Origin of the sequence: Pseudomonas sp. NPDC086112, from assembly GCF_044746425.1 — a bacterium.
In the GTDB taxonomy this organism is placed as follows: domain Bacteria; phylum Pseudomonadota; class Gammaproteobacteria; order Pseudomonadales; family Pseudomonadaceae; genus Aquipseudomonas.
In genome coordinates this window covers 132,493-154,533 of sequence record NZ_JBIVCD010000010.1, presented here as the reverse complement: position 1 = coordinate 154,533, position 22,041 = coordinate 132,493, and the positions used below count along the sequence as shown (strand labels likewise).

Sequence of the window (22,041 nt, the reverse complement as noted above, 5' to 3'; positions counted from 1 at the left end):
CTACGATCCAACCTACGGCTACGAGCTGGCGGTGATCATTCAGGACGGCATGAAGAAGATGACCGAAGAGCAACAGGACGTCTTCTACTACATCACCGTAATGAACGAATCCTACCAGCAGCCCGCCATGCCGGCCGGTGCCGAAGAAGGCATCAAGAAAGGCATGTACCTGCTCGAGGAAGACACCCGCGAAGCGGCGCATCACGTTCAGCTGATGGGCTCCGGCACCATCCTGCGTGAAGTCCGTGAAGCGGCGAAGATCCTGCGTGAACAGTTCAACGTCGGCGCCGACGTGTGGAGCGTTACCAGCTTCAACGAACTGCGTCGCGACGGCCTGGCCGTCGAGCGCACCAACCGTCTGCACCCGGGCCAGAAGCCTAAGCTGAGCTATGTGGAAGAGTGCCTGAACGGCCGTAAAGGTCCGGTCATCGCCTCTACCGACTACATGAAGCTGTTCGCTGAGCAAATTCGTCAGTGGGTCCCGTCCAAGGAATTCAAAGTCCTGGGCACCGATGGTTTCGGCCGCAGTGACAGCCGCAAGAAGCTGCGTCACTTCTTCGAAGTCGACCGTCATTTCGTGGTGTTGGCAGCCCTGGAAGCCTTGGCTGACCGTGGTGATATCGAACCTAAAGTGGTGGCTGAAGCCATCGCCAAGTTCGGTATCAACCCGGAAAAACGCAACCCACTGGACTGCTGAGGAGACACTCTGTGAGCGAACTCATTCGCGTACCTGACATCGGCAGCGGTGAAGGTGAAGTAATTGAACTGTTTGTGAAGGTCGGCGACCGTATCGAAGCCGACCAGAGCATCCTGACACTTGAGTCGGACAAGGCGAGCATGGAAGTGCCTGCGCCGAAGGCCGGTATCATCAAGAGCCTGAAAGTGAAGCTGGGCGATCGCCTGAAAGAAGGCGACGAGCTGCTGGAACTAGAAGTCGAAGGTGCCGCTGCGCCGGCTCCTGCACCTGCCGCTGCGCCAGCTGCCAAGGCTGAAGCTGCGCCTGCTGCCGCCAAAGCGCCGGCCGCTCCAGCGGCAGCGCCTGCTGCTGCCAGCGTTCAGCAAGTACACGTGCCGGACATCGGTTCGTCGGGCAAGGCCCAGATCATCGAGATCCAGGTCAAGGTCGGCGACACGGTCGAGGCTGATCAGTCTCTGATCACCCTGGAATCCGACAAGGCCAGCATGGAAATTCCATCGCCTGCCGCTGGCGTGGTCAAGGCCATCAGCGTCAAGCTCAACGACGAAGTCGGCACCGGCGACCTGATTCTGGACCTGGAAGTGGAGGGTGCTGCTGCACCGGCCGCGGCCGCGCCAGCCCAGGCTGCTGCGCCCGCTGCCGCTGCTCCAGCGCCAGCCGCGGCGGCTCCGGCGGCTCCGGTTGCCGACACTGTTCAGGACATTCACGTCCCGGACATCGGCTCGTCGGGCAAGGCCAAGATCATCGAAGTTCTGGTCAAGGCTGGCGACACCGTCGTTGCCGACCAGTCGCTGATCACTCTGGAATCCGACAAGGCGAGCATGGAAATTCCATCGCCTGCCGCTGGCGTGGTGGAAAGCGTTTCCATCAAGCTGGATGACGAAGTCGGTACCGGCGACCTGATCCTGAAGCTGAAAGTCAAAGGCGCGGCACCTGCTGCGGCTCCGGCTCCAGCCGCTGCTGCTCCGAGCGCTCCTGCCGCTGCACCTGCTGCTCAGGCCTCGGTCGCACCTGCTGCTGCGCCTGCCGCTGCTCCAGCCAAGCCTGGCGCAAAAGTTCACGCTGGCCCTGCCGTGCGTCAACTGGCCCGCGAATTCGGCGTCGAGCTGAGCGCCGTTGGCGCCAGTGGTCCGCACGGTCGCATCCTGAAAGAAGACGTGCAGGTTTACGTCAAGGCCATGATGCAGAAGGCCAAGGAAGCACCGGCCGCTGCGGCTGGCGCAACCGGTGGCGCGGGCATCCCGCCGATTCCGGTCGTGGACTTCAGCCGCTTCGGTGAAATCGAAGAAGTGCCGATGACTCGCCTGATGCAAATCGGCGCATCGAGCCTGCATCGCAGCTGGTTGAACATTCCGCACGTGACTCAGTTCGATTCGGCTGATATCACCGAGCTGGAAGCGTTCCGTATCGCTCAGAAAGCCGTTGCAGAGAAGGCTGGCGTCAAGCTGACCATCCTGCCGCTGCTGCTCAAATCCTGCGCGCACCTGCTCAAGGAACTGCCGGACTTCAACAGTTCGCTGGCGCCAAGCGGCAAGGCGATTATCCGCAAGAAGTACGTGAACATCGGCTTCGCGGTCGACACCCCTGAAGGCCTGCTGGTACCGGTCATCAAGAACGTCGACCAGAAGAGCCTGTTGCAACTGGCAGCCGAAGCCGCTGCGCTGGCCGCCAAAGCCCGCGACAAAAAGCTCACCGCTGACGACATGCAAGGCGCCTGCTTCACCATTTCCAGCCTCGGCCACATTGGCGGCACCGGCTTCACGCCGATCGTCAACGCGCCGGAAGTGGCGATCCTCGGTGTTTCCAAGGCAACCATCCAGCCAGTCTGGGACGGCAAAGCCTTCCAGCCAAAACTGATGCTGCCGCTGTCGCTGTCCTACGATCACCGTGTGATCAACGGCGCCGCTGCTGCACGCTTCACCAAGCGTCTGAGCGACCTGCTGGCGGACATCCGCACCATCCTGCTGTAACACCGGCCGGCCCTCCTTAACCGGAGGGCCAGTCGCGTTCAATGTTTTCCGAGCGCCACGCTCGTACCTCAACCCCGTCAATTTGGCGGGGCTTTTTTTGCCCTGAAGAAAGCCATGCCCGATTCAGCATTCCAGGTAGCAGCTGTCGAGCTTGCGAGGCTGCGTTCGGCTGCGAAGCAGTCGTCAGATCAGAACTTGCGGTGCATCAGGTAGACCGCGTTAGCCGGTTTCACGACGGCTACGCCGCCGAACGCAGCCTCACAGGCTCGGCAGCTGCTACAGATCGCATTAGGGCTGAACTGACTGGCATTGGGCCCTCTTCCGAGTTTTATTCCTACACTCAGGGCTTACACCGCCTACAACTCGAGTCCACTTCCGCCCGATATTTTTTGCGAACCAATAACTAGTCTTAGTTAGGAGAGTTTCTAATAGAAACTTCGATAACTTATTCCGCTTAGTTAGCATTACTTCGAATGGACTCGAACATGTTCAAACCGACTGTTGGCCCTATTGTTGGCCACACTACAACTAATCACACCCGTATTTTCTTGCGCGGCGAATTGCAGAATGACGCCTTGGTATTTGCAGGTATTCGTTATCGACGCGCCGGTGAGGAACAGTGGTCCAAGGGCGTATTTGCAAAACTGACCATCTTGCGCGACATGTCCGATGTGATTGCCCTCAACGATCTCATCACTGATACCGCCTATGAATACCAGGCGGGCTGGTTCAGCCCCATGAGCCCGGTGCATACCGTGGAGACGATCCAGGAACTGCCACTGCAATGGCCGCGAGAGATCTACCACTTTCGCACGCAATCCAGCAAAACCACCACGCCACGGGCCTATATCGCAGGCTCATGTCGTTACCTGCGAATGACCGCCGGCATTGCGTTCGCTCCACATTTGGGCGATCGGATCTTTGCCTCGATCACAAGCCTGGCGGAACGCGCCGAGCCGCCGATCAGCGCCATGCTGATGACTGGCGACCAAATCTACGTCGATGACCTGAACCTCGTGGCCCCCGACCGGGAATACAAAGACATCCTCAGCAAATACCGCACCGCTTTTTCTCAGCCGCACATTTCGAAGTTAATGTCCGGCGTGCCGACTTACATGATCCTCGATGACCATGAAATTGAAGACAACTGGCCCGCCAATGAAAGCAAGGCCGATGCTTATTTATACGAAAACGCCATGGCGGCGTATGAGTTATATCAAGCCAGCCACAGCCCTGCTTATGAGTTGCTTGCCAACGGGCAAGTAAGCAAGAAACTGCAACGGTATTGGTATCAATTCTCCGATGGCGATATCGAATGGTTTATCACCGACAGCCGAACCCGACGCAATCTGTCGGTCAACGACCGGCGCATCCTTGATGAAGAACAGGAACAGGCGCTGCTCAAATGGTTGATCAACAGCACGGCCAGGGTCAAATTCGTGGTCACCAGCGTCATGTTCTACCCCGACCGCAAACTTAACGGCGATGACGCCTGGAAAGCCTTCCCGGAACAACGACTACGGCTGCTGGAGACGATTCGTACACGCGGCATCAAAAACGTCTTGTTCATTTCCGGCGATGTCCACGGCTCACTGACCAGTCGCCTGACTCACAGCGCCGACCCGGATTTTGAAGTTCACACCATCGTGTCTTCACCGCTGTACAACAGCAAACTGCTGCCGTATGCCAAGGCATCGACCTTCATCCTCGACCAGACGTTGGCCCGAACGGCCGCGGGAGATTATCGGCATGAGCTGACCAGTGAAGTGATCAGCCAGGATAACTTCGCGCATCTGGTCGTCAATGCTGAACAGGTCCGCATCAATTATCACGATCGGGATGGCAAGTTTCTGCAGTCGATAAGCATCAGGTTGCGTTGACTAACGGAAAAGGTCGTAGCCTTGCAGGAGCTGCCGAAGGCTGCGATCTTTTGACTCACAACATTACTTTTCGACGCCTCGCTGGAGAAATCTTCGCGCCTGCCGACATATTCTTATAGCACTTGGCCTTCATGTCTCTTGTCAGTCGGTGTCGCAATGATGCAACCTTGCCGTAGACAACAGTAAAGAGGGCGAGAGCCCGGCGCGATCAGCATATTCGAAGCGAGTTTCCCTCCATATGAAGAGCCAACCCGATGCCGCCAGCCGTATGGTGGCCGAGGTAGTGACGCAGTTGCCAGTGCCCTCGCGGCTCGGCATGCTGCGTTTCGAACGGCTGAATGAACCGAGCTGGGCGCTGCTGTTTCTCGACCCCAATTGCGAACGACAGTTCGGCTTGCCGGCAGTGGAGCTCTGCGCCCTGGTCGGCTCGCCTTACGCCAGCCTGATGGAGCCCGAAGCGCGCTATCAACTGCATGACACGATCCAGCAGCAACTCACCGAAAGCCCGCATTACCTGATCCGCTACACTTTGCACACCGCCGCAGGGGTACTGAGCCTGCTGGAACTGGGCGAAGCTTACAAACAACACAATCGACACCTGCTGCGCGGCTATCTGATGGTAGTGGACGGCCTGTTCATCGATGAGCCGCTGCTGCCGGTACTGGATCTGGAAACCCAGAACTCACGCCTGCAAATCGCCCTGGAACTCAATCAGCGCGCCCAGCAGGAACAACTGCAGCACCTGGACCGGGTGCGCGCCCAGCAAGATCTGATTCTGCTGCTGACCCGCCAGCGCTACAGCACCAACAATTCCCTGCAAGAAGCCGCCGAGCTGATCACCCGCAGCGCCTGCGACATCTATGAGATCGACTGCGCCAGCCTGTGGAACCTCGACGGCTCACTACTGACGCCGATTTCAGCCTATCACCGCGCCACCCGCAATCACCGACTGCCGGAGCCGATCGATGCCAGTGGTTTCCCCGATTACCTCGAAGCGTTGCACACCGGCCGTGCCATCGACGCCCACAACGCCATGCGCGACCCGCGCACCCGGGAAATAGCCGAAAGCCTGCGCCCGCGCGACGTCAATGCCATGCTCGACGCCAGCATCCGCGTCGATGGCCAAGTGGTCGGCGTGCTCTGCCTGGAGCAGATCGGTGCGACGCGCGCCTGGCAGTCGGACGAAATCGCCTTTGCCGGTGAGCTGGCGGATCAGTTCGCCCAGGTCATCAACAACCACAACCGCCGCACCGCCACCAGCGCTCTGCACCTGTTCCAACGTGCGGTAGAGCAAAGCGCCAACGCCTTTCTGCTGGTCAATTGCGATGGCGTGGTGGAATACGTCAACCCAAGCTTTACCGCGATTACCCAGTACACCACCGAGGAAGTCCACGGCCAACGGCTGTCGGAACTGCCGGCACTGGAAAACCTCAGCGAACTGTTGTTCGACGCGCCGTCGGCGCTGGCCAAGAGCAACAGCTGGCAGGGCGAGTTCAAGAGCCGACGCAAAAACCTCGAACCCTACTGGGGCCAGCTGTCGATTTCCAAGGTCTACGGCGACAACCGTGAGCTGACGCACTACATCGGCATCTACGAAGACATCACCCAGACCAAGCTCGCCCAGCAGCGCATCGAGCGCCTGGCTTACACCGACAATCTGACCAACCTCGGCAACCGCCCGGCGTTCATCCGCAACCTTGATGAACGCTTCGCCCGAGACAGCGACACGCCGATCAGCCTGCTGCTGGTGGACATCGACAACTTCAAACGCATCAACGACAGCCTCGGCCACCAGACCGGCGACAAACTACTGATCAGCCTGGCCCGGCGCCTACGCAACAGCCTGAGCCCGAGCGGCAGTCTGGCGCGTTTCGCCAGCAACGAATTCGCAGTGCTGCTGGACGACACTGACCTCTTGGCTGGCCAGCAGGTCGCCAACCAATTGCTGGCGACCCTCGACAAACCGATGTTCGTCGACAACCAGCTGATCAGCGTCACCGGCTCCGTGGGCCTGGCCTGCGCGCCGCTGCACGGCCGCGACCCCCAGACGCTGATGCGCAACGCCGGCCTGGCGCTGCACAAGGCCAAGGCCAACGGCAAACATCAGGTGCAAGTGTTCACCGAAGCGCTGAATGCCGAGGCCAGCTACAAGCTGTTCGTCGAGAACAACCTGCGCCGCGCCCTGACCCAGAACGAGCTGGATGTGTTCTACCAGCCCAAGCTGTGCCTGCGCAGCGGTCGCTTGCTGGGCATGGAAGCGCTGCTGCGCTGGAACCATCCGGAAAAAGGCATGATCCGCCCGGACCAGTTCATCAGCGTCGCCGAAGAAACCGGGCTGATCATCCCGATCGGCAAATGGATCGCCCGCCAGGCCTGCCGCATGAGCAAAGAACTGACCGCCGCCGGCCTGGGTAATCTGCAAGTGGCGATCAACCTGTCGCCCAAACAGTTCTCCGACCCGGACCTGGTGGCGTCCATCGCCAACATCCTCAAGGAAGAAGAACTGCCGGCGAATCTGCTGGAACTGGAGCTGACCGAAGGCCTGCTGCTGGAAGCCACCGAAGACACCCACTTACAGCTCGACCAGCTCAAGCGCCTGGGCCTGACCCTGGCCATGGATGACTTCGGCACCGGTTACTCGTCGCTCAGTTACTTGAAAAAATTCCCGATCGACATCATCAAGATCGATCGAAGCTTCATCCACGAAATCCCGGACAACCAGGACGACATGGAAATCACCTCCGCGGTGATCGCCATGGCCCACAACCTGAAACTCAAGGTCGTGGCTGAAGGCATCGAGACGGCCGAGCAGTTGGCCTTCCTGCGCCGCCACCGCTGCGACGTCGGCCAGGGCTACCTGTTCGACCGACCGATCCCCGGTTCCGAGCTGATTGAAAAGCTCAAACGCTATCCGCGCGGCCCGATCGCCTGACATCATTTCAGTCAATACACAAAACCCTGTGGGAGCGGGCTTGCTCGCGAAAGCGGTGTGACAGTCGACATCATTATTGCCTGACACACCGCCTTCGCGAGCAAGCCCGCTCCCACAGGGGTAGTGATTAACTTGGCATCATTGGGCACACTGGTGGTCTGTGTATTTACATTCAAACCTGACTGAGAGGACTGATCATGGTCTTGCGCTCGGAAATCCTGGTGAACAAAAACGTGCTCCCAACTAAAGAACAAGCTCTGCCCGGCCGCGAAACCCCAATGACCGTGCCGGAAAAACACTTTGTCCACGACGCCCCGCTGCTGGGCCCGTTCGCAATGGACGTGGATTTCGCGATCTTCGGCCTGGGCTGCTTCTGGGGCGCGGAGCGCAAGTTCTGGCAGCGCGAAGGCGTGGTCAGTACAGCGGTGGGTTACGCCGGCGGCTTTACCCCGAACCCGACGTATGAAGAAGTCTGTTCGGGCCTGACCGGCCACAGCGAAGTGGTACTGGTGGTCTACGAGCCGGCAAAAGTCAGCTACGAAGCGTTGCTGAAGATGTTCTGGGAACTGCACAACCCGACCCAGGGCATGCGCCAGGGCAATGATATCGGCACCCAATACCGCTCGGTGATCTACGCCACCAACCCGACTCAACTGGCGGCGGCCGAACACAGCAAGCAAGTGTTCCAGGCCGAATTGACCAAGGCTGGCAAAGGCACCATCACCACCGAAATCGAAGAAGCCCCGACGTTCTACTTCGCCGAGGCGTACCACCAGCAATACCTGGCCAAGAACCCTGAAGGGTATTGCGGAATTGGCGGTACAGGCGTGACCTGCCCGATCTAAATCCCAAAAAGCAAAAGATCGCAGCCTCGTTTCACTCGACAGCTCCTACAGGGAATTCGCATTGCGATGTAGGAGCTGTCGAGTGAAACGAGGCTGCGATCTTTTGATCCTGCTTGTCGATTGACCCTATTCGGCAATCAACCAATCCATCTGCCACCCACCCTGGGTCTGCCCAAGCTTCTTGGACAACCACGGCAGCAACTCACGCAATTCCTCTTCCAGCCCCCACGGCGGATTGGCAATCGCCAACCCCGAACCATTCAAGCTGTTAGGCGTATCCAGCGGATGCACCAGCAACTCAACCCGCAACAACTTCGGCGCGCCCGTGCCGGCCAGATCCTGATAGAACCGCCGCAACATGCGCTGATCCTTCACCGGGTACCAGATCGCCGCCACCGTCTGGCGCATCCGGCCAATCGCTTCTTTCATCGACGCCGCACAACGCTGCATCTCATCAAGCTGCTCGAACGGCGGATCAATCAACATCACCGCCCGCTTCTCCTGCACCGGCAACATCGCCCGTGGCACATGCCAGCCTTCACCCAAGTGAACCTTCACCCGACGATCACCGGCCATGTTGTCCTTGAGCAGCAAGCCATCTTCAGGGTGCTTCTCGTTGAGCATCACCCGATCCTGCGGCCGCGTCAGACGCCGCGCCAACTCCGGCGACCCCGGGTAATAGCGCAACTGGCCATCCGGGTTCATGTCGTGCAGCACCTTCATGTAATCGGCAGTCAACGCCGGCAAATCCGGCTGATCCCACAACCGCGCGATGCCTTCCAGGTACTCACCGGTACGACTCGCCTGATCGCCCTGCAGGTCATACAGACCAATACCGGCGTGAGTGTCGAGATAGGCAAACGGCTGCTCCTTGCGCGACATCAAGGCGATGAGGCGGGTCAAAGTCAGGTGTTTGAACACATCGGCGTGATTGCCGGCATGGAAGGCGTGACGATAATTCATGATTGCTCCTGCGAAGGCCGGGAAGTTTACCTTGTACGGGGCCGAACGTCAGGACCTCACAGCCGAGCGGACAATCTGCGCGGCAATCATCCCAACGCAAGAGCAAGGGCGTGATCACAACCCCCTGTAGGAGCTGCCGAAGGCTGCGATCTTTTGAACTTGATCTTGCTCTTGTGGCGAGGGAGCTTGCTCCCGCTGGGCTGCGCAGCAGCCCCAAGAAACCTGAGACCACCACAAAACCCTGTGGCGAGGGGGCTCGCCCCCGTTCGACTGCGCAGCAGTCGCCAAACCAAACACCGCGGTTTGCCTGGCAAAACCGGATCGCAGGTTCTGGGGCCACTCCGCAGCCCAACCGGAGCAAGCTCCCTCGCCACAAAAGCCGCTCGGCTCTAGTCCGAAGGCCGAGCCTGCAACCGCCGCCCAATCACATCCAGCACATCACACCCATCGCGCAATGGAATGGCACAGAGCAAAGCGAAGTCACTAAGAATGAACGACTCACACTCAACCGAACCGCGCATCGACATGTTCTCCAGCACCTGCGTGACTGCGCGAATTCGATAGTTGGCAGCGTCGTATAAAACATCGAGCGGCGCGTGGGTATCGACGAACAGCGTGGGCATGTCGGTGCAATTGCCGGTTAGGGCCATGAAGCGGTTGTCGGGGTGGGGGATTGGTTTTTCGTAGGGTGGATCGGGGTGAAGAGTTTTCATAATCAGTTCCAAAGGCAAAAAATAGGAACTGCCGTCAGCCTTCCTACAGGCTAGGGTGGCAGCTATGCGCGGGGTAGGAATATCGAGGCCTTTGGAAAACTCGACCACGCCGAAGCGTGCCCGCGCACAACCGCCGCAACTGATCTTACGGACGCACGTTAACGGCCGCAAACCAAGCTTCGACGCCAATACATTTCCAACGACTTTGAAGGGTTCCTACACCCCGCCACTGAGTTTTCAGTGACCACCAAAGACTATCGATGGAAAACATTTCGCACCAGTTCATGGAAACCGATACGAGTTGAAGGAAACTTCCGACGGGCTTGCCCGGAAATTTCGCTACCCTTGACATCGTGCATGGTCAAGTTAGCAAGCACCAACAAATTAAAAATCCGAGAAAACACTCACCAAGTTGAAAAATCCTCCTGACTCGCTTTATACAGATCATCAACCCACGCCTCGGACAACTTAAGGTACACATCTTCAAAAAACGCCCTCGGATTTTTCATTTCATTCCACCCAGGAGGGAGTAAGGAGGGAGACATCGGATCATGTTCAAAAATCTCAGAAAAAACACTCGAGCCACTATCAAGAGCCTCTCCCAACACAAAAAACAAAACAAACTTGTGCCGATAACTCAATGCAGCGAAACGCCTGACAATAAACCGAGATATTAAAAACTCTCTATCTGAAGGACAGTCAGGGTCGAACGCCGACAACTCAACCCCAAGACTCTCCTCGCGATCATATATATCGAACCCACCGAGAAAGTGCCCAAGGCTTGGGTTATATGGAACATTCAAATACGGATGCATCAGCATTAGATTTTCTCTATCGGATAAAGCGCTATAGGCTGCAGTGTCTCAAAGTCGAATTTCATCTCAAAGGCATTCATCTGAGGAATGAAACGCGGATTTTCTGGATCTAAAGGATTAGGCTCATATCCCTGACCTATATTTTCAGCCTCCATTCTTACTAACAAATTTCCTTTACTATCCTCCCCAGTAAAACGAGACATTTTTCTAGTCTCCCTTGTCATCGCTTCATTATAAGCATTCAGCTGCGCCCTATAGCTTATAAACTTAGAGCTTGGAACGGCTCTCCACTTTTTGCTTTCACCATGAAGTTCGCACTGAGTGGATTGCTGCTGAACAGCGGAGCTCGAATTTTCCGCTCCATTCGTATCCGCAATTCGCACTTCAGCATCCTTTTTATATCTACTAAAAATGTCCCGAAGAAACTCAACTATCAAAATAATTTCCTTTTTTCATGCACGTCACCTCCGTAACCGACATCAGCCTCACAAATCGGACAAAAGGGACGGATTTATTTTTTCTACACATACCCACGACATGCGTGCCGCAAATTAAGCAAGGCACTTTCTAAAGCATGTCAAAAACATGCTCCAACCAAGCTTTTCCTGATGGCCACGCATAGGGGTAGTAGTAGGCACATCCCATTTCTTCAAATAAAAATGTCTGTAACTCCTCTTCGCTCTGGACAGTTCGCAATACCACCTGCAGCTCATCCTTCACTTGAGAAATCCGTTCCTGAGATGATTCTGCAGCGAACGCCCGGACGACATCATCTTCTGACGCGTGATCACAGCACCAATCTTCATGGAAATACCCAGCCAAAAACTGGAACAGTGTCGGAAATTTTGTACTCATTATTCTGCATACCCTGTATGGATTCGATAGCCGCCCGACATTTGTTTGTCCTTGCGTAAAAGTAGATACACCCCGGATACAGGCTTCACTTCAGAAGCCCTTCGCCTTAAAACGACGCCTACTGGATAGGGGGCTGAGTCACTAATAATGATCTGCTTGTCTCTACTCTTTATGAATTTTTCAATCACCGCCTTATTAGTAGCTATCACACTAGACATAGCTTTTTCTGCCGTCGCCCGATCATAGAAAGTAGAAGCCCTGCCAAGCCATGGCTCATCTTCAAGCCGTTGAGCTAACTGAGCATCAGATCGGCCAATGTGTTTTTCAATTAGGTGACCTCCCCGGGCCTCGTGTGCACGTAAGCCACCTCCCGGAACAATTTCACTATACGGCCCAGCGATATCTCTATCGCCAGGACACGGGTTGCATGCCAACCCCAACGGGTCAACCCACCCCGTCGGATTCGGCGTGTATTGATACTGGTTCAGCCCACCCGCCAACTTGATCGGATCAGGCGTCAGGTACCGTCCAACCTCCGGATCATAGTACCGATGCCGGTTGTAGTGCAGACCGCTCTCGGCGTCGAAGTACTGCCCCTGAAAGCGCAGCGGTTGCTCGAGCTGCTCGCCCCCGCCGAACTCCAGGCGCGTGACTTTCCCGTAGGCGTTGTACCTCGCCGACCAGACAATCTCGCCACCAAAGTCCGTCAGTTCCTGAGGCGTCCCAAGGTGATCGAGCTGGTAGTAGAACGGGCAGGCCTTTTTCGGGCCTTTGCCGTCGAGCATGGCGAGGGGGCGGAAGGTGCCGGGTTCGTAGATGTAGCTGCGGTAATGCTCGCGGCTGCTTTCGGCGACGAGATTGTCGCCCTGCCAGAAGAACTCGGTAGTCTTGCCGTCGACCGTTTTGGCGATGCGGCGGCCGAAGGCGTCGTAGCGATAACTCGTACAGCTTCCATCGGGCAACGTGATGCCCACCAACCGGTGCTGGCCGTCGTAGCGGTATTCGGTGACGAGTTTCTGCCCGGTGCCGCGACGCTCGCGGATCAGATTGCCGAAGGCGTCGTAGTCGTAATGCCGGTCGCCCTGCATCAGCAGGCGATTGCCCTTAACGGTCGCCGCGCCGGGACGGTCCTGCATCAGCAGGTTGCCCGCCGGGTCGTGGGCAAAACTTTCCGGCGGCTGGTCGCGAGTGTGGCGCACGCGGATCAGGCGGTTGAGCGGATCGTACTGGTAGTTGCGCTGGCCATGACGGCTGTCGGCGATGTGGTCGAGATTGCCGTTGGCGCTGTAGGCATAGTCGCGGCGGTACAGGTTTTTTTGCTGTTGGCTGACGGCGTGGGCCTTCAGTCGGCCCTGGTCGTCGTAGGCATATTCGCTGAGCAGCAGGCCCTGTTGGCGGTTTTGTTCGCGACCGGCGAGGAAGTTGTGCGACGTAAGCCGCGCGCCATTAAGGTCGATGGCCGTCAGCGCGCCACCCTTGGCGTGGCGGTAGTCGAGTTTGCTGCCATCCGGCAGGCGCAGGCGGTTGAGCTGGCCGCAGGCGTCGTAGCCATAACGCAGCGTGCCCCAACCCTGGTGCTCGGTGATCAGCCGGTCCTGCTGGTCGTATTCGAATTCCAGCGGGTGGTCGTGACCGTCGTCGACGCCGATCAATCGGCCAAGGCTGTCGTAGCGATACTCGACCTGGATGCCGTCGGGCAGGGTTTTGACCAATAGGCGTCCGGCCGAGTCCCGCTGATAGCCGGTGATTAGCTGCGAGCCGTCATCGCCGAACTCGGTTTTTTCCCGCAGGTGGCCGTTGAGGTCGTAGGCGTACGCGGTGCGCTGGCCGTCGAAGCCGGTTTCCTGTCGGATCAATCCGCCGGGGGTGTAGTCCAGCCGATAGTGTTCGCCGGCTTCGTTTTCAATGTCCGTGAGCAGCAGCTGCGCGTTGTCGTAGCGGTATTGGAGCTGGGTGCCGTCGGGGTTGAGGCGGCGGCTGACCAGGTGCAGGTCGTCGGCGTATTCGTAGCGGGTGACGCGACCCAGTTCGTCGCGTTCGGCGGTGATCTGGCCGTAGGCGTTGTAGCTGAACCCGCGCGTGGCGCCGGTAGGCAAAGTCGTCTGGATCAGTCGGCCGACGGCGTCCCATTGGTAACGAGTAACGGCACCGTGTTCGTCCTGACGGGTAATCCTTCGGCCCAGTGCATCGTAGGAAAAGCGCCGCTGGCCGCCATCCGGCAGCGTTTCCTCAAGCAACTGGCCCAAGGCATTCCAGACGAACACATGCCGACTGGTGTCCGGGTAGCGGATCGACAGCAAACGCCCCTGAGCGTCGTAGTGATAATGGGTGACCTGGCCATCGGGATCGGTCGCTTCGGTGACATCCCCCTGGGCATTGCGCTGATATTTCCACACCGCTTTGCCGCGATAGCGCGCATGCAGGAAACCATTGCGATACTCGTAGGCCGTTGGCTCGTCTTCCGGTGGAATCAGAGCCGCCAAGCGTCCGACTTCGTCGTAACGGTATTCGGTGACGGCCCCGAGCGGATCCTGCTCGGCTATCAACCGCCCCTGTTCGTCATAGGCCTTGAGGTGTGCGCCGCCATCCAGCTCGACTTTGCGCACCAGCCGCGCCCGGTCGTCGTGGACATACACCTCTTCGCTGCCATCGAGGTTCTGGACGGTGACGCTGCCCTGGTCATCCCAGACATAACGCGTGTCCATCTGCGAAAACGACGCCCAGTGGCGAACACATCTGGCCGCTTTGCCGGACCTTTCCCACTCCCAAAAGAAACTCGCCCCACCGGCCAGTTGCCGCTGCAAAATCACGTGCTGATCGTCGTAGTCGTAGCGTTCGCTCTCGCCGGCGGCGTTGCTCGCCTCGATCAGTTGAGCGCATTCGTCGTAGCGGTAACTGACCAGCGTTTGCTCGGTATGCCAGGCCTCATCGAGGGTCTGCGCCGGGACAAACACCTGATAGTCGACGGCGATCAGATGGCTGCGCTCATAGCGCAACAGCAAGGCACGACCGGCGCCGTTGTCGAGGCGCTGGATGCGCTGCTGGCGGTCGCGGGTGATGCGCAAGCGGTTGTCGTACGCGTCGCTGATCGTGGTCAGAAAACCGTTACGAAAGTGGTAGAAACGGGTTTCTTCGCCGGCCTGGGCGAGGATCAGTTCCTCGGGGTCAGCACCGAGATAAATCGCCGCGCGCGAGAGGCTGTTGTGGATCGCCGGGCGCTCAATGGATGGCAGCGGGAAGGTGGTGCGACGGTTTTCGTGGTCGATCCAGATGACCGTGTCGCCGTCGATTTCCAGGCGATGGGATAACGAATGGCTCCAGCCGAAACCCAGGCCACCATCGATCTCGGCGGCGCTGGTGCGGTAGAGCCGGGTGAAGTCGAACGGCAGGATGCCGTCCAGCGAACCATCAGTGAGAGTCAGCAGTTCTTCGCCGGTGACCATCGACACCGGGCAACCATTTTTGCAGGTGGACGGCGCGCACGTGGCGCTGTCGTCGTTGGGGTTTTTTGCCTGATCCGGGACATCGTCGTGGTGTTCGTTTTGCTTGAGCGTGGTGTTGCGTTTGGCATCCCAGCGCAGTTGCATCCGGCCTTTCTTCAAGCCCGCCGCGATGCCACGCGCAGCGACTTTTTTGTAGCGGTCGATGTAGCTGATGAAGTTATTGATGATCGTGAAAATCGCCTTCACGAGACGCAGAACGGCACTGAGTAACTGCGCGGCTCGATCAGCCAAACGCATCGTCAAATAGGCGATGCCAGCGCCCGCCCCGGCGAACGTCAGGACGATGCCAATCAGGATGTCGATCAACAGCTGCACCACCACCATCGACACCGCCTCGGCGGTTTTTCCAGCGATTTCGCTCGGTGGCAGCATGTCCAACCAAAGGCTGGCGCTGCGCACCAGCAAACACAGCGCCGCTTCGTCACTGGCTAGCAGCTGGGCTTTTTCCATGACATCCGGTGCGGTTGTTGCGAGCTTCTCCAGTGCTGCGGCGCTTTCACCCAACCGCTCTGCGAACTTCGCCGGATCCTTGAGAATGTCCGAAAGCAGGCTGATGCCGTCCCACACACCTTCAATTGCCGCCCAACTTCCCGCGAGCAATCCATTGCCTACAGCAACCGAAGAGGATTCCGACCACTTCGGCTTGAACGTCTGCCATTCATCACGCAGCCATTTCTCAAGTTCCTTCGTCAGGCCGTTGTAGGAAGAGAAAAGATCTTCAACGTGCTGCGGTGTGACTTCGTGGTGGACGTGAATGCGGTAGAACTTGCCCTCGTCCCCTCGGAACGTCCCCTTTCCGTTTTTATCGAGCGTGACCGGCGTCGACATCCCGCTCTCTTGCGCAACCACATCGACCTGAATATTGCCGACTGGAATGTCATAAACCGATTCAAACTTGCTTTCGATCTCGAGCTTTCCACCTTTCGGGCACTGCACGACGGTGGAGAAAAAGTCGTCATCGCCACTGCTCACGACGGTGCTGGCATTGCCAAACCGGATGATCCGCTCCATGCCCATCAGCGAAGGCAAATCGGCGGCATGACTGGCCTTATCCGCCACCCGACTGAACCAGTGTTTGAGCTGTTCGCGGTAGAGCGTCAGGGTGTCTGGAAAACTGTCGAGCTCCTGCTCGATGCGCACAATCTGATCCATCAGCTCAGCTCCGCCATCAGGTAATCCACCAACGCTTGTTTCGGTGCTTGGGGCAGGTCCGGCGCCTCAAGAAAACTCGCGGCCTTGCGCCGCAAAATACTTTCGGAAAACGCCTCATAAAGATCAGGGCGGTCCTCGCTCAACCACTTCATCAAGTTGTTGATGCGGGTTGTGGCGGACTCAGTGACGAGGTGTTTGAGCAGCGATTCAGAAACTTCCCACCACGGAAAACCCCTGGCGGTTTTCAATGCACTGCCGCCGATATCGAGCGGTTGCCCGTTGATCAAACAACGGTCGATGACAGGCATTAACTGCGTGGCGTTAACCTCGGCAGACCGAAGAATCGACAACAAATAACGCCCATCCCAGAAACGGAAAAACACCGCGTTGCCGTTGGGCAAAAAAACTTGAGTGAGGCTGCGCAAATGCTCGACCAGCACTTCTTGAGAGGCAGAAGAAACTGCCAGCCAACCCCAATCGCGGGACTTGGTCGTAGCGACCCACTCCAGAAACTCACTACCAACAGCGACGATTCCGACATAGGGCATCACCGCTTCCCACTCCGCATACGCGGTGTCGGCCCAAATCGGGCTCGGCGCTTGAGCGGTGATCGAGCGTTGCCAGGCTTTGAACGGTTCCGCGGCACTGGCACTGCTGAAAATCGCGAACAGTTGCTCTGCCGGTTGCAGCGGCTGGCGCTCCAGCCAGGCGTGAGGTGACAAGGCATCAGGCGGCACAGACACCGTCCTTGCAGCGCTCACACTCTTCGCAAAATGGCGCGTCACTTTGCAGGCTAAGGATCTGTGCAGCACTGAGCAGCGCCGCCGGGGCGGCGGCGAGTTTCAACGGAACATCCGGCAAGCTCGGTGCAGCGGCCATGGCCGCCATCGGTGCACCACCGACCACAATCGGCACGCTACTGAAAATCCCGCCAGGGCCGATGTTGATCCACTGCCCGCCCGCCTGAATGGTCGCGCTGGCGCCGCCGTCGATGACCACTTGCTGGCCGGCGCTGACGTGGAATTGCTGGCTGGCGTTGAGGGCCTGACTGGTCACGCGAATGTGCCGGTCGCCGACCACCACCAAATGATCATCAAGTCGCACCTCAGTCTGGCGCTGACCGTGGGTGATGCGTTTTTCGTCAGCCTTCAGCTCATGGCGGGCGGTGCCGGTGACGACGATGCTGCGCTGGTTGTCGACCTGCACCTGCTGATCATTCAGTACATGCTGAGTCCAGTTTCGCTGGGCACGCAGGTAGATTTCCTCGGCGCCTTTGCGATCCTCGATGCGCAATTCGTTGTAACCACCGCCACCGGGACTACTTTGGCTACGGAGAATGCTGCGGGTCTTGTCCGCTGGCAAATCGAGGGGCACCGGGGTCGCGGCGTTGGGCAGGCACCCCATGACCAGCGGCTTGTCGGCATCGGCATCGACGAATCCCACCAGCACTTCCATGCCGACGCGCGGAATCATCACGCTGCCGTAGCGCTCGTGCGCCCAGCCAGTCGCGACACGCAGCCAGCAACTGGAATGCTCGTTGAGCTGACCGTCACGGTCCCAGGCCAGTTGAACCTTGACCCGACCATACTCGTCGCAATGGATTTCGCTGTCAGTCGGGCCGGTGACCACGGCAGGTTGATAGCCGAGCATGCGTGGCTTTTCCGGCCCCAGCGCGGGGCGAAAAGCAACGTCCCACGGCGTCGCCAGAAAGGAATTGCGATAACCCTGGAAATCATCCGGGCTGTCGCTGGTGGCCGACTCTTCAAGGACCTGCGGCTGCCGGCCACGGTGTTCAATTTCAGTGATCAACCACAGGTCATTCCACGTCTGACGCGGGTGTTCGGCGAGGTGTAGGAAATGCCCACTGACCAAAGCAGATTCGTCGCCGCGACCTTCGGCTTGGCGGTAATCCGCGCCGTGGCGCTCCAAGGCCCGTTGAGCCAGATGTTTACCGTGTTCGCGATCGGTGAATTGGCCGGGGAAGTGGTAGTCCTCAAGCACCGGTCGCTGTTCGCTGTCGAGGTGGCTTTCGAGTTGCAAACGCGGTTTACGGAAGTCGTAGTCCCGGCGAGTGACCGCCGTAGTACGGGTTTCCAGGCGCACGTTGAAACGCTTGATCGCCGGCGCATCCGCCGCCATCCCGCTGCCTGGCAAGTACAGCGTCGGCTCGGGTAGCCGACGGAAAACCGTCTGGTCATCGCCGAATACCAGCAAGTGCCCGTCGGGGCTGTGCTGGAAATGGTAGTGAATGCCGATCTCGGCACACAGACGCTGAATGAATGCCAGATCGCTTTCGGCGTACTGCACGCAGTACTCGCGCTCGGGGTAGTCGCTGCCGAGCCGGAACTCGAAGGCATCACGCTGGATGCCGTGGTCTTTGAGGATTTGCGTGACGATGGCCGGCACGCTTTTGTGCTGGAAAATCCGCTGATTGATACGCTGACCGAGGTACGCCAGACGCGGTACGAGACTGATTTGATAGCCCGTCAGACGTTGGCCGGAATCGCTCTGGCCAACGCGAAAAATCTGACCGTGAATACCGGAACCTTGTGCATCGAAACTCAGAAATGCCTGACGGTGCAGCAGGCTTTCGAGGTCAATGTCGGGCCGTTCGCTGACCAGTTCCAGGTCAAAGCGATAGGGTTGGCTGATGGCTTCCTTGCCCGTGAACTCAAGTACCTTGAGCTCATTCTGGACGCCGTCGAGGGTCAACGTGAAACGCGGTTGATTGGCAGGCGCGAACATCCGATGTGTCTCTGCAGAATGAAGGCGGGCGATTCTGCATGAGCGACAAGGGGTGTTGACGGGGGGACAAGGAAATCAGATTCGCCCTACTTTTTTAGGGATTTTTCCTTCAAAAATCGGGATATTTGGCTACAGACATTCCCTGCAAAAGTAGTGTGTTGCAGCGGATGACCTCTTCGCGGGCAAGCCTCGCTCCTACAGTGCTGCGGCGAACACAAATCCTGTAGGAGCGAGGCTTGCCCGCGAAGGCGGCATTAAAAACACCGACCCTTATCCTGCAAACCAAAAAAACGGCCCGCCTCCATCCAGGAAGCGGGCCGTTTTCATGTTCGGCAACAGATCAGAGCCTCAGCTCATCCCCATCACTTGTTCAGGCGGAAATCTGCCTCGGCAGCCGCAAAGCGCTGAAGCATGCCGTGAGTCGGCGTGCCCAGCTTGCTGACGATGTAGATCGCCAGGCTGGCGAAGATGAAACCAGGGATGATTTCGTACAGGCCCAGCAGTTCGAAGTGTTTCCAGACGATCACGGTGATCGCGCCGACCAGGATGCCGGCCAGTGCGCCGTTGCGGGTCATGTCTTTCCAGATCACGGAGATCAGGACAACCGGACCGAACGCAGCACCGAAACCAGCCCAAGCGTAGCTGACCAGACCCAGTACACGGTTTTCCGGGTTAGCCGCCATCGCGATGGCAATCAGGGCAACCAGCAGCACCATGGCGCGACCGACCCAGACCAGTTCAACCTGGGAAGCGCTTTTACGCAGGAAGGTTTTGTAGAAGTCTTCGGTCAGGGCGCTCGAGCACACCAGCAGCTGGCAGCTCAGCGTACTCATTACCGCCGCCAGAATGGCCGACAGCAGTACTCCGGCAACCCACGGGTTGAACAGGATTTTTGCCAGTTCGATGAATACACGCTCGTGGTTTTCACTCACTGGCATCGCCACGGCAGGGTTTGCCGAGAAGTAAGCGATACCGAAGAAACCTACCGCGACGGTGCCGCCCAGGCACAGGATCATCCAGGTCATGGAGATGCGACGGGCGTTGGCGATCGACTTGACCGAATCCGCCGCCATGAAACGCGCCAGGATGTGCGGCTGGCCGAAATAGCCCAGCCCCCAGCCCATCAGCGAGATGATGCCGATAAAGGTGGTGTTTTTCAGCATGTCGAAGTTGCTGGCGTCTTGCGCTTCGATGGCCAGGAACGTGGTATCGATGCCGCCGGTCGCCAGCAGCACGATGATCGGCGTCAGCAGCAGGGCGAAGATCATCAGTGTGGCTTGTACGGTGTCCGTCCAGCTCACTGCCAGAAAACCACCGACGAAGGTGTAGGCAATCGTCGCCGCAGCACCGGCCCACAGCGCTGTCTCGTAGGACATGCCGAAGGTACTTTCGAACAGACGGGCGCCGGCCACGATGCCGGAAGCGCAGTAGATGGTGAAGAACACCAGGATCACGACCGCAGAGATGATCCGCAGCAGGCCGCTTTTATCTTCAAAACGGCTAGAGAAGTAATCCGGCAGGGTCAGTGCATCGCCGTTGTGCTCGGTCTGCACACGCAGACGGCCGGCGACGAACAGCCAGTTCAGGTAAGCACCGATGATCAGGCCGATGGCGATCCAGCTTTCGGAAAGACCGGACATGTAGATAGCGCCCGGCAGGCCCATCAACAACCAGCCGCTCATGTCGGAAGCACCGGCAGAAAGCGCGGTCACGACGCTGCCCAGGCTACGACCGCCCAGAATGTAGTCAGAAAGGTTGTTGGTGGAGCGATAGGCCATGAAGCCGATCAGCACCATTGCTGCGATGTAGATCACGAACGTGATCAGGGTTGGATTGCTTACGCTCATTGAGTTACGCCCTGGCATTGTTTTTATGTAGCAGCGGCTGGTGAACCGCTCGCAAACGACGACGTTTGACGGACGATTCGGGGTCCCGCGCATTTATGACTGATGTTTCCCCAGGAAAGCCATCAGCCGGCACACCGATCTTTTTGACCGGTTGCACCTTGGCCGCGAATGCTATTCAACAAAGCAAATAAGGTGCAACCAGTTTCGTGCGAATAAGTTGCACCTAGTCGGATTTTCCTGAAAAGGGTCGGTTTTTGCTCCTTTTCAGGGCGTTTTTCGGGTTGCGCTAGAAGTAAAAGCACCAAGCCGGCGCGGGAGGGATGTACCAGAATCAGTTTCCTGACGAGCTGCTTATTATTCCGGCAAAAAAAGGGTTGCACCCGGTTGCACCTCGACCGACGCACAGCTAATCTTGCCGCCAGCTGATGCCACGCGGTCGTGGCAAACATGAGGATAAAAATATGGCTACCACCACTCTTGGGGTCAAACTTGACGACCCGACCCGCGAACGCCTCAAGGCCGCCGCGACCTCGATTGATCGCACGCCGCACTGGCTGATCAAGCAGGCAATTTTCAATTACCTGGAAAAACTCGAGGGTGGTGCAACCCTGTCCGAGCTGAACGGTTTGAACGGCAAGGAAGTTGACGAAGCGGGCGAGATCCACGTCGATCACGCTCATCAATGCTTCCTGGAGTTCGCTGAAAGCATCCTCCCGCAATCGGTGCTGCGCGCGTCTATCACTGCCGCCTACCGTCGCCCGGAACCTGAAGTGGTGCCGATGCTGATCGAGCAGGCGCGCCTGCCGGCAGCGATGGCGGAAGCCACCAACAAGCTCGCCGCCTCGATTGCCGAGAAATTGCGCAATCAGAAAAGCGCCGGCGGCCGTGCCGGGATTGTTCAGGGCCTGTTGCAGGAATTTTCCCTGTCGTCCCAGGAAGGCGTAGCGCTGATGTGCCTGGCCGAAGCGCTGTTGCGTATTCCGGACAAAGGCACCCGTGACGCGCTGATCCGCGACAAAATCAGCACCGGCAACTGGCAGCCGCACTTGGGCAACAGCCCGTCGCTGTTCGTCAACGCCGCCACCTGGGGCTTGCTGCTGACCGGCAAACTGGTCGCCACCCAC

The 22,041-nt window shown here is 58.2% G+C and carries 14 protein-coding genes and 1 pseudogene; 6 read left to right on the top strand and 9 right to left on the bottom strand.

Features of this window, described 5'->3' with window-relative positions; genetic code table 11:
- The 5 genes from ACIPLA_RS10305 to msrA all read left to right on the top strand — a co-directional run.
- Positions 1-697: transketolase-like TK C-terminal-containing protein (locus ACIPLA_RS10305; RefSeq protein ID WP_401173069.1), on the top strand; the 697-nt coding region annotated here is incomplete at its 5' end.
- Positions 698-708: 11 nt separating this feature from the next.
- A complete protein-coding gene (aceF, locus tag ACIPLA_RS10300) occupies positions 709-2,667 on the top strand; it encodes a dihydrolipoyllysine-residue acetyltransferase (RefSeq protein ID WP_401173068.1) in 1,959 nt (652 codons plus the stop codon).
- Between the two features lie 485 nt (positions 2,668-3,152).
- A complete protein-coding gene (locus ACIPLA_RS10295) occupies positions 3,153-4,547 on the top strand; it encodes an alkaline phosphatase D family protein (RefSeq protein ID WP_401173067.1) in 1,395 nt (464 codons plus the stop codon).
- A 238-nt stretch (positions 4,548-4,785) separates the two neighbouring features.
- Positions 4,786-7,479: a bifunctional diguanylate cyclase/phosphodiesterase gene (locus ACIPLA_RS10290; RefSeq protein WP_218397119.1), complete on the top strand. Its 2,694-nt coding sequence runs from the start codon at positions 4,786-4,788 to the stop codon at positions 7,477-7,479.
- 197 nt (positions 7,480-7,676) lie between these two features.
- The gene (gene msrA / locus ACIPLA_RS10285) at positions 7,677-8,324 is read left to right on the top strand and encodes a peptide-methionine (S)-S-oxide reductase MsrA (RefSeq protein ID WP_401173066.1); all 648 of its coding nucleotides are present in this window, start codon (positions 7,677-7,679) and stop codon (positions 8,322-8,324) included.
- 126 nt (positions 8,325-8,450) lie between these two features.
- Here msrA and ACIPLA_RS10280 read toward each other — a convergent pair whose 3' ends face one another.
- From ACIPLA_RS10280 to putP, 9 genes are all read right to left on the bottom strand, one after another.
- Entirely contained in the window at positions 8,451-9,287 is an 837-nt protein-coding gene (locus ACIPLA_RS10280; protein ID WP_401173065.1) for a 23S rRNA (adenine(2030)-N(6))-methyltransferase RlmJ, read from the bottom strand.
- 389 nt (positions 9,288-9,676) lie between these two features.
- Positions 9,677-10,000: a hypothetical protein gene (locus ACIPLA_RS10275; RefSeq protein WP_401173064.1), complete on the bottom strand. Its 324-nt coding sequence runs from the start codon at positions 9,998-10,000 to the stop codon at positions 9,677-9,679.
- Between the two features lie 404 nt (positions 10,001-10,404).
- A complete protein-coding gene (locus ACIPLA_RS10270) occupies positions 10,405-10,821 on the bottom strand; it encodes a hypothetical protein (protein WP_401173063.1) in 417 nt (138 codons plus the stop codon).
- Complete coding sequence (locus ACIPLA_RS10265) at positions 10,821-11,252, bottom strand: hypothetical protein (RefSeq protein ID WP_401173062.1); 432 nt, start codon at positions 11,250-11,252, stop codon at positions 10,821-10,823. The genes ACIPLA_RS10270 and ACIPLA_RS10265 overlap by 1 nt, the downstream gene beginning before the upstream one ends.
- Before the next feature lie 130 nt (positions 11,253-11,382).
- Entirely contained in the window at positions 11,383-11,670 is a 288-nt protein-coding gene (locus ACIPLA_RS10260) for a contact-dependent growth inhibition system immunity protein (protein ID WP_401173061.1), read from the bottom strand.
- Positions 11,670-16,325, bottom strand: a complete 4,656-nt coding sequence (locus tag ACIPLA_RS10255) for an RHS repeat-associated core domain-containing protein (protein WP_401173060.1) — start codon at positions 16,323-16,325, stop codon at positions 11,670-11,672. Before ACIPLA_RS10255 ends, ACIPLA_RS10260 begins: the two co-directional genes overlap by 1 nt.
- Positions 16,325-17,062, bottom strand: a complete 738-nt coding sequence (locus tag ACIPLA_RS10250; protein ID WP_401173059.1) for a DUF4123 domain-containing protein — start codon at positions 17,060-17,062, stop codon at positions 16,325-16,327. Before ACIPLA_RS10250 ends, ACIPLA_RS10255 begins: the two co-directional genes overlap by 1 nt.
- Complete coding sequence (locus ACIPLA_RS10245; protein ID WP_401173058.1) at positions 17,052-19,070, bottom strand: type VI secretion system tip protein VgrG; 2,019 nt, start codon at positions 19,068-19,070, stop codon at positions 17,052-17,054. The genes ACIPLA_RS10250 and ACIPLA_RS10245 overlap by 11 nt, the downstream gene beginning before the upstream one ends.
- 362 nt (positions 19,071-19,432) lie before the next feature.
- Complete coding sequence (putP, locus tag ACIPLA_RS10240; RefSeq protein ID WP_192346819.1) at positions 19,433-20,917, bottom strand: sodium/proline symporter PutP; 1,485 nt, start codon at positions 20,915-20,917, stop codon at positions 19,433-19,435.
- A gap of 461 nt (positions 20,918-21,378) precedes the next feature.
- Here putP and ACIPLA_RS10235 point away from each other — a divergent pair.
- Positions 21,379-22,041: pseudogene (locus tag ACIPLA_RS10235) on the top strand (trifunctional transcriptional regulator/proline dehydrogenase/L-glutamate gamma-semialdehyde dehydrogenase); the annotation flags it as partial.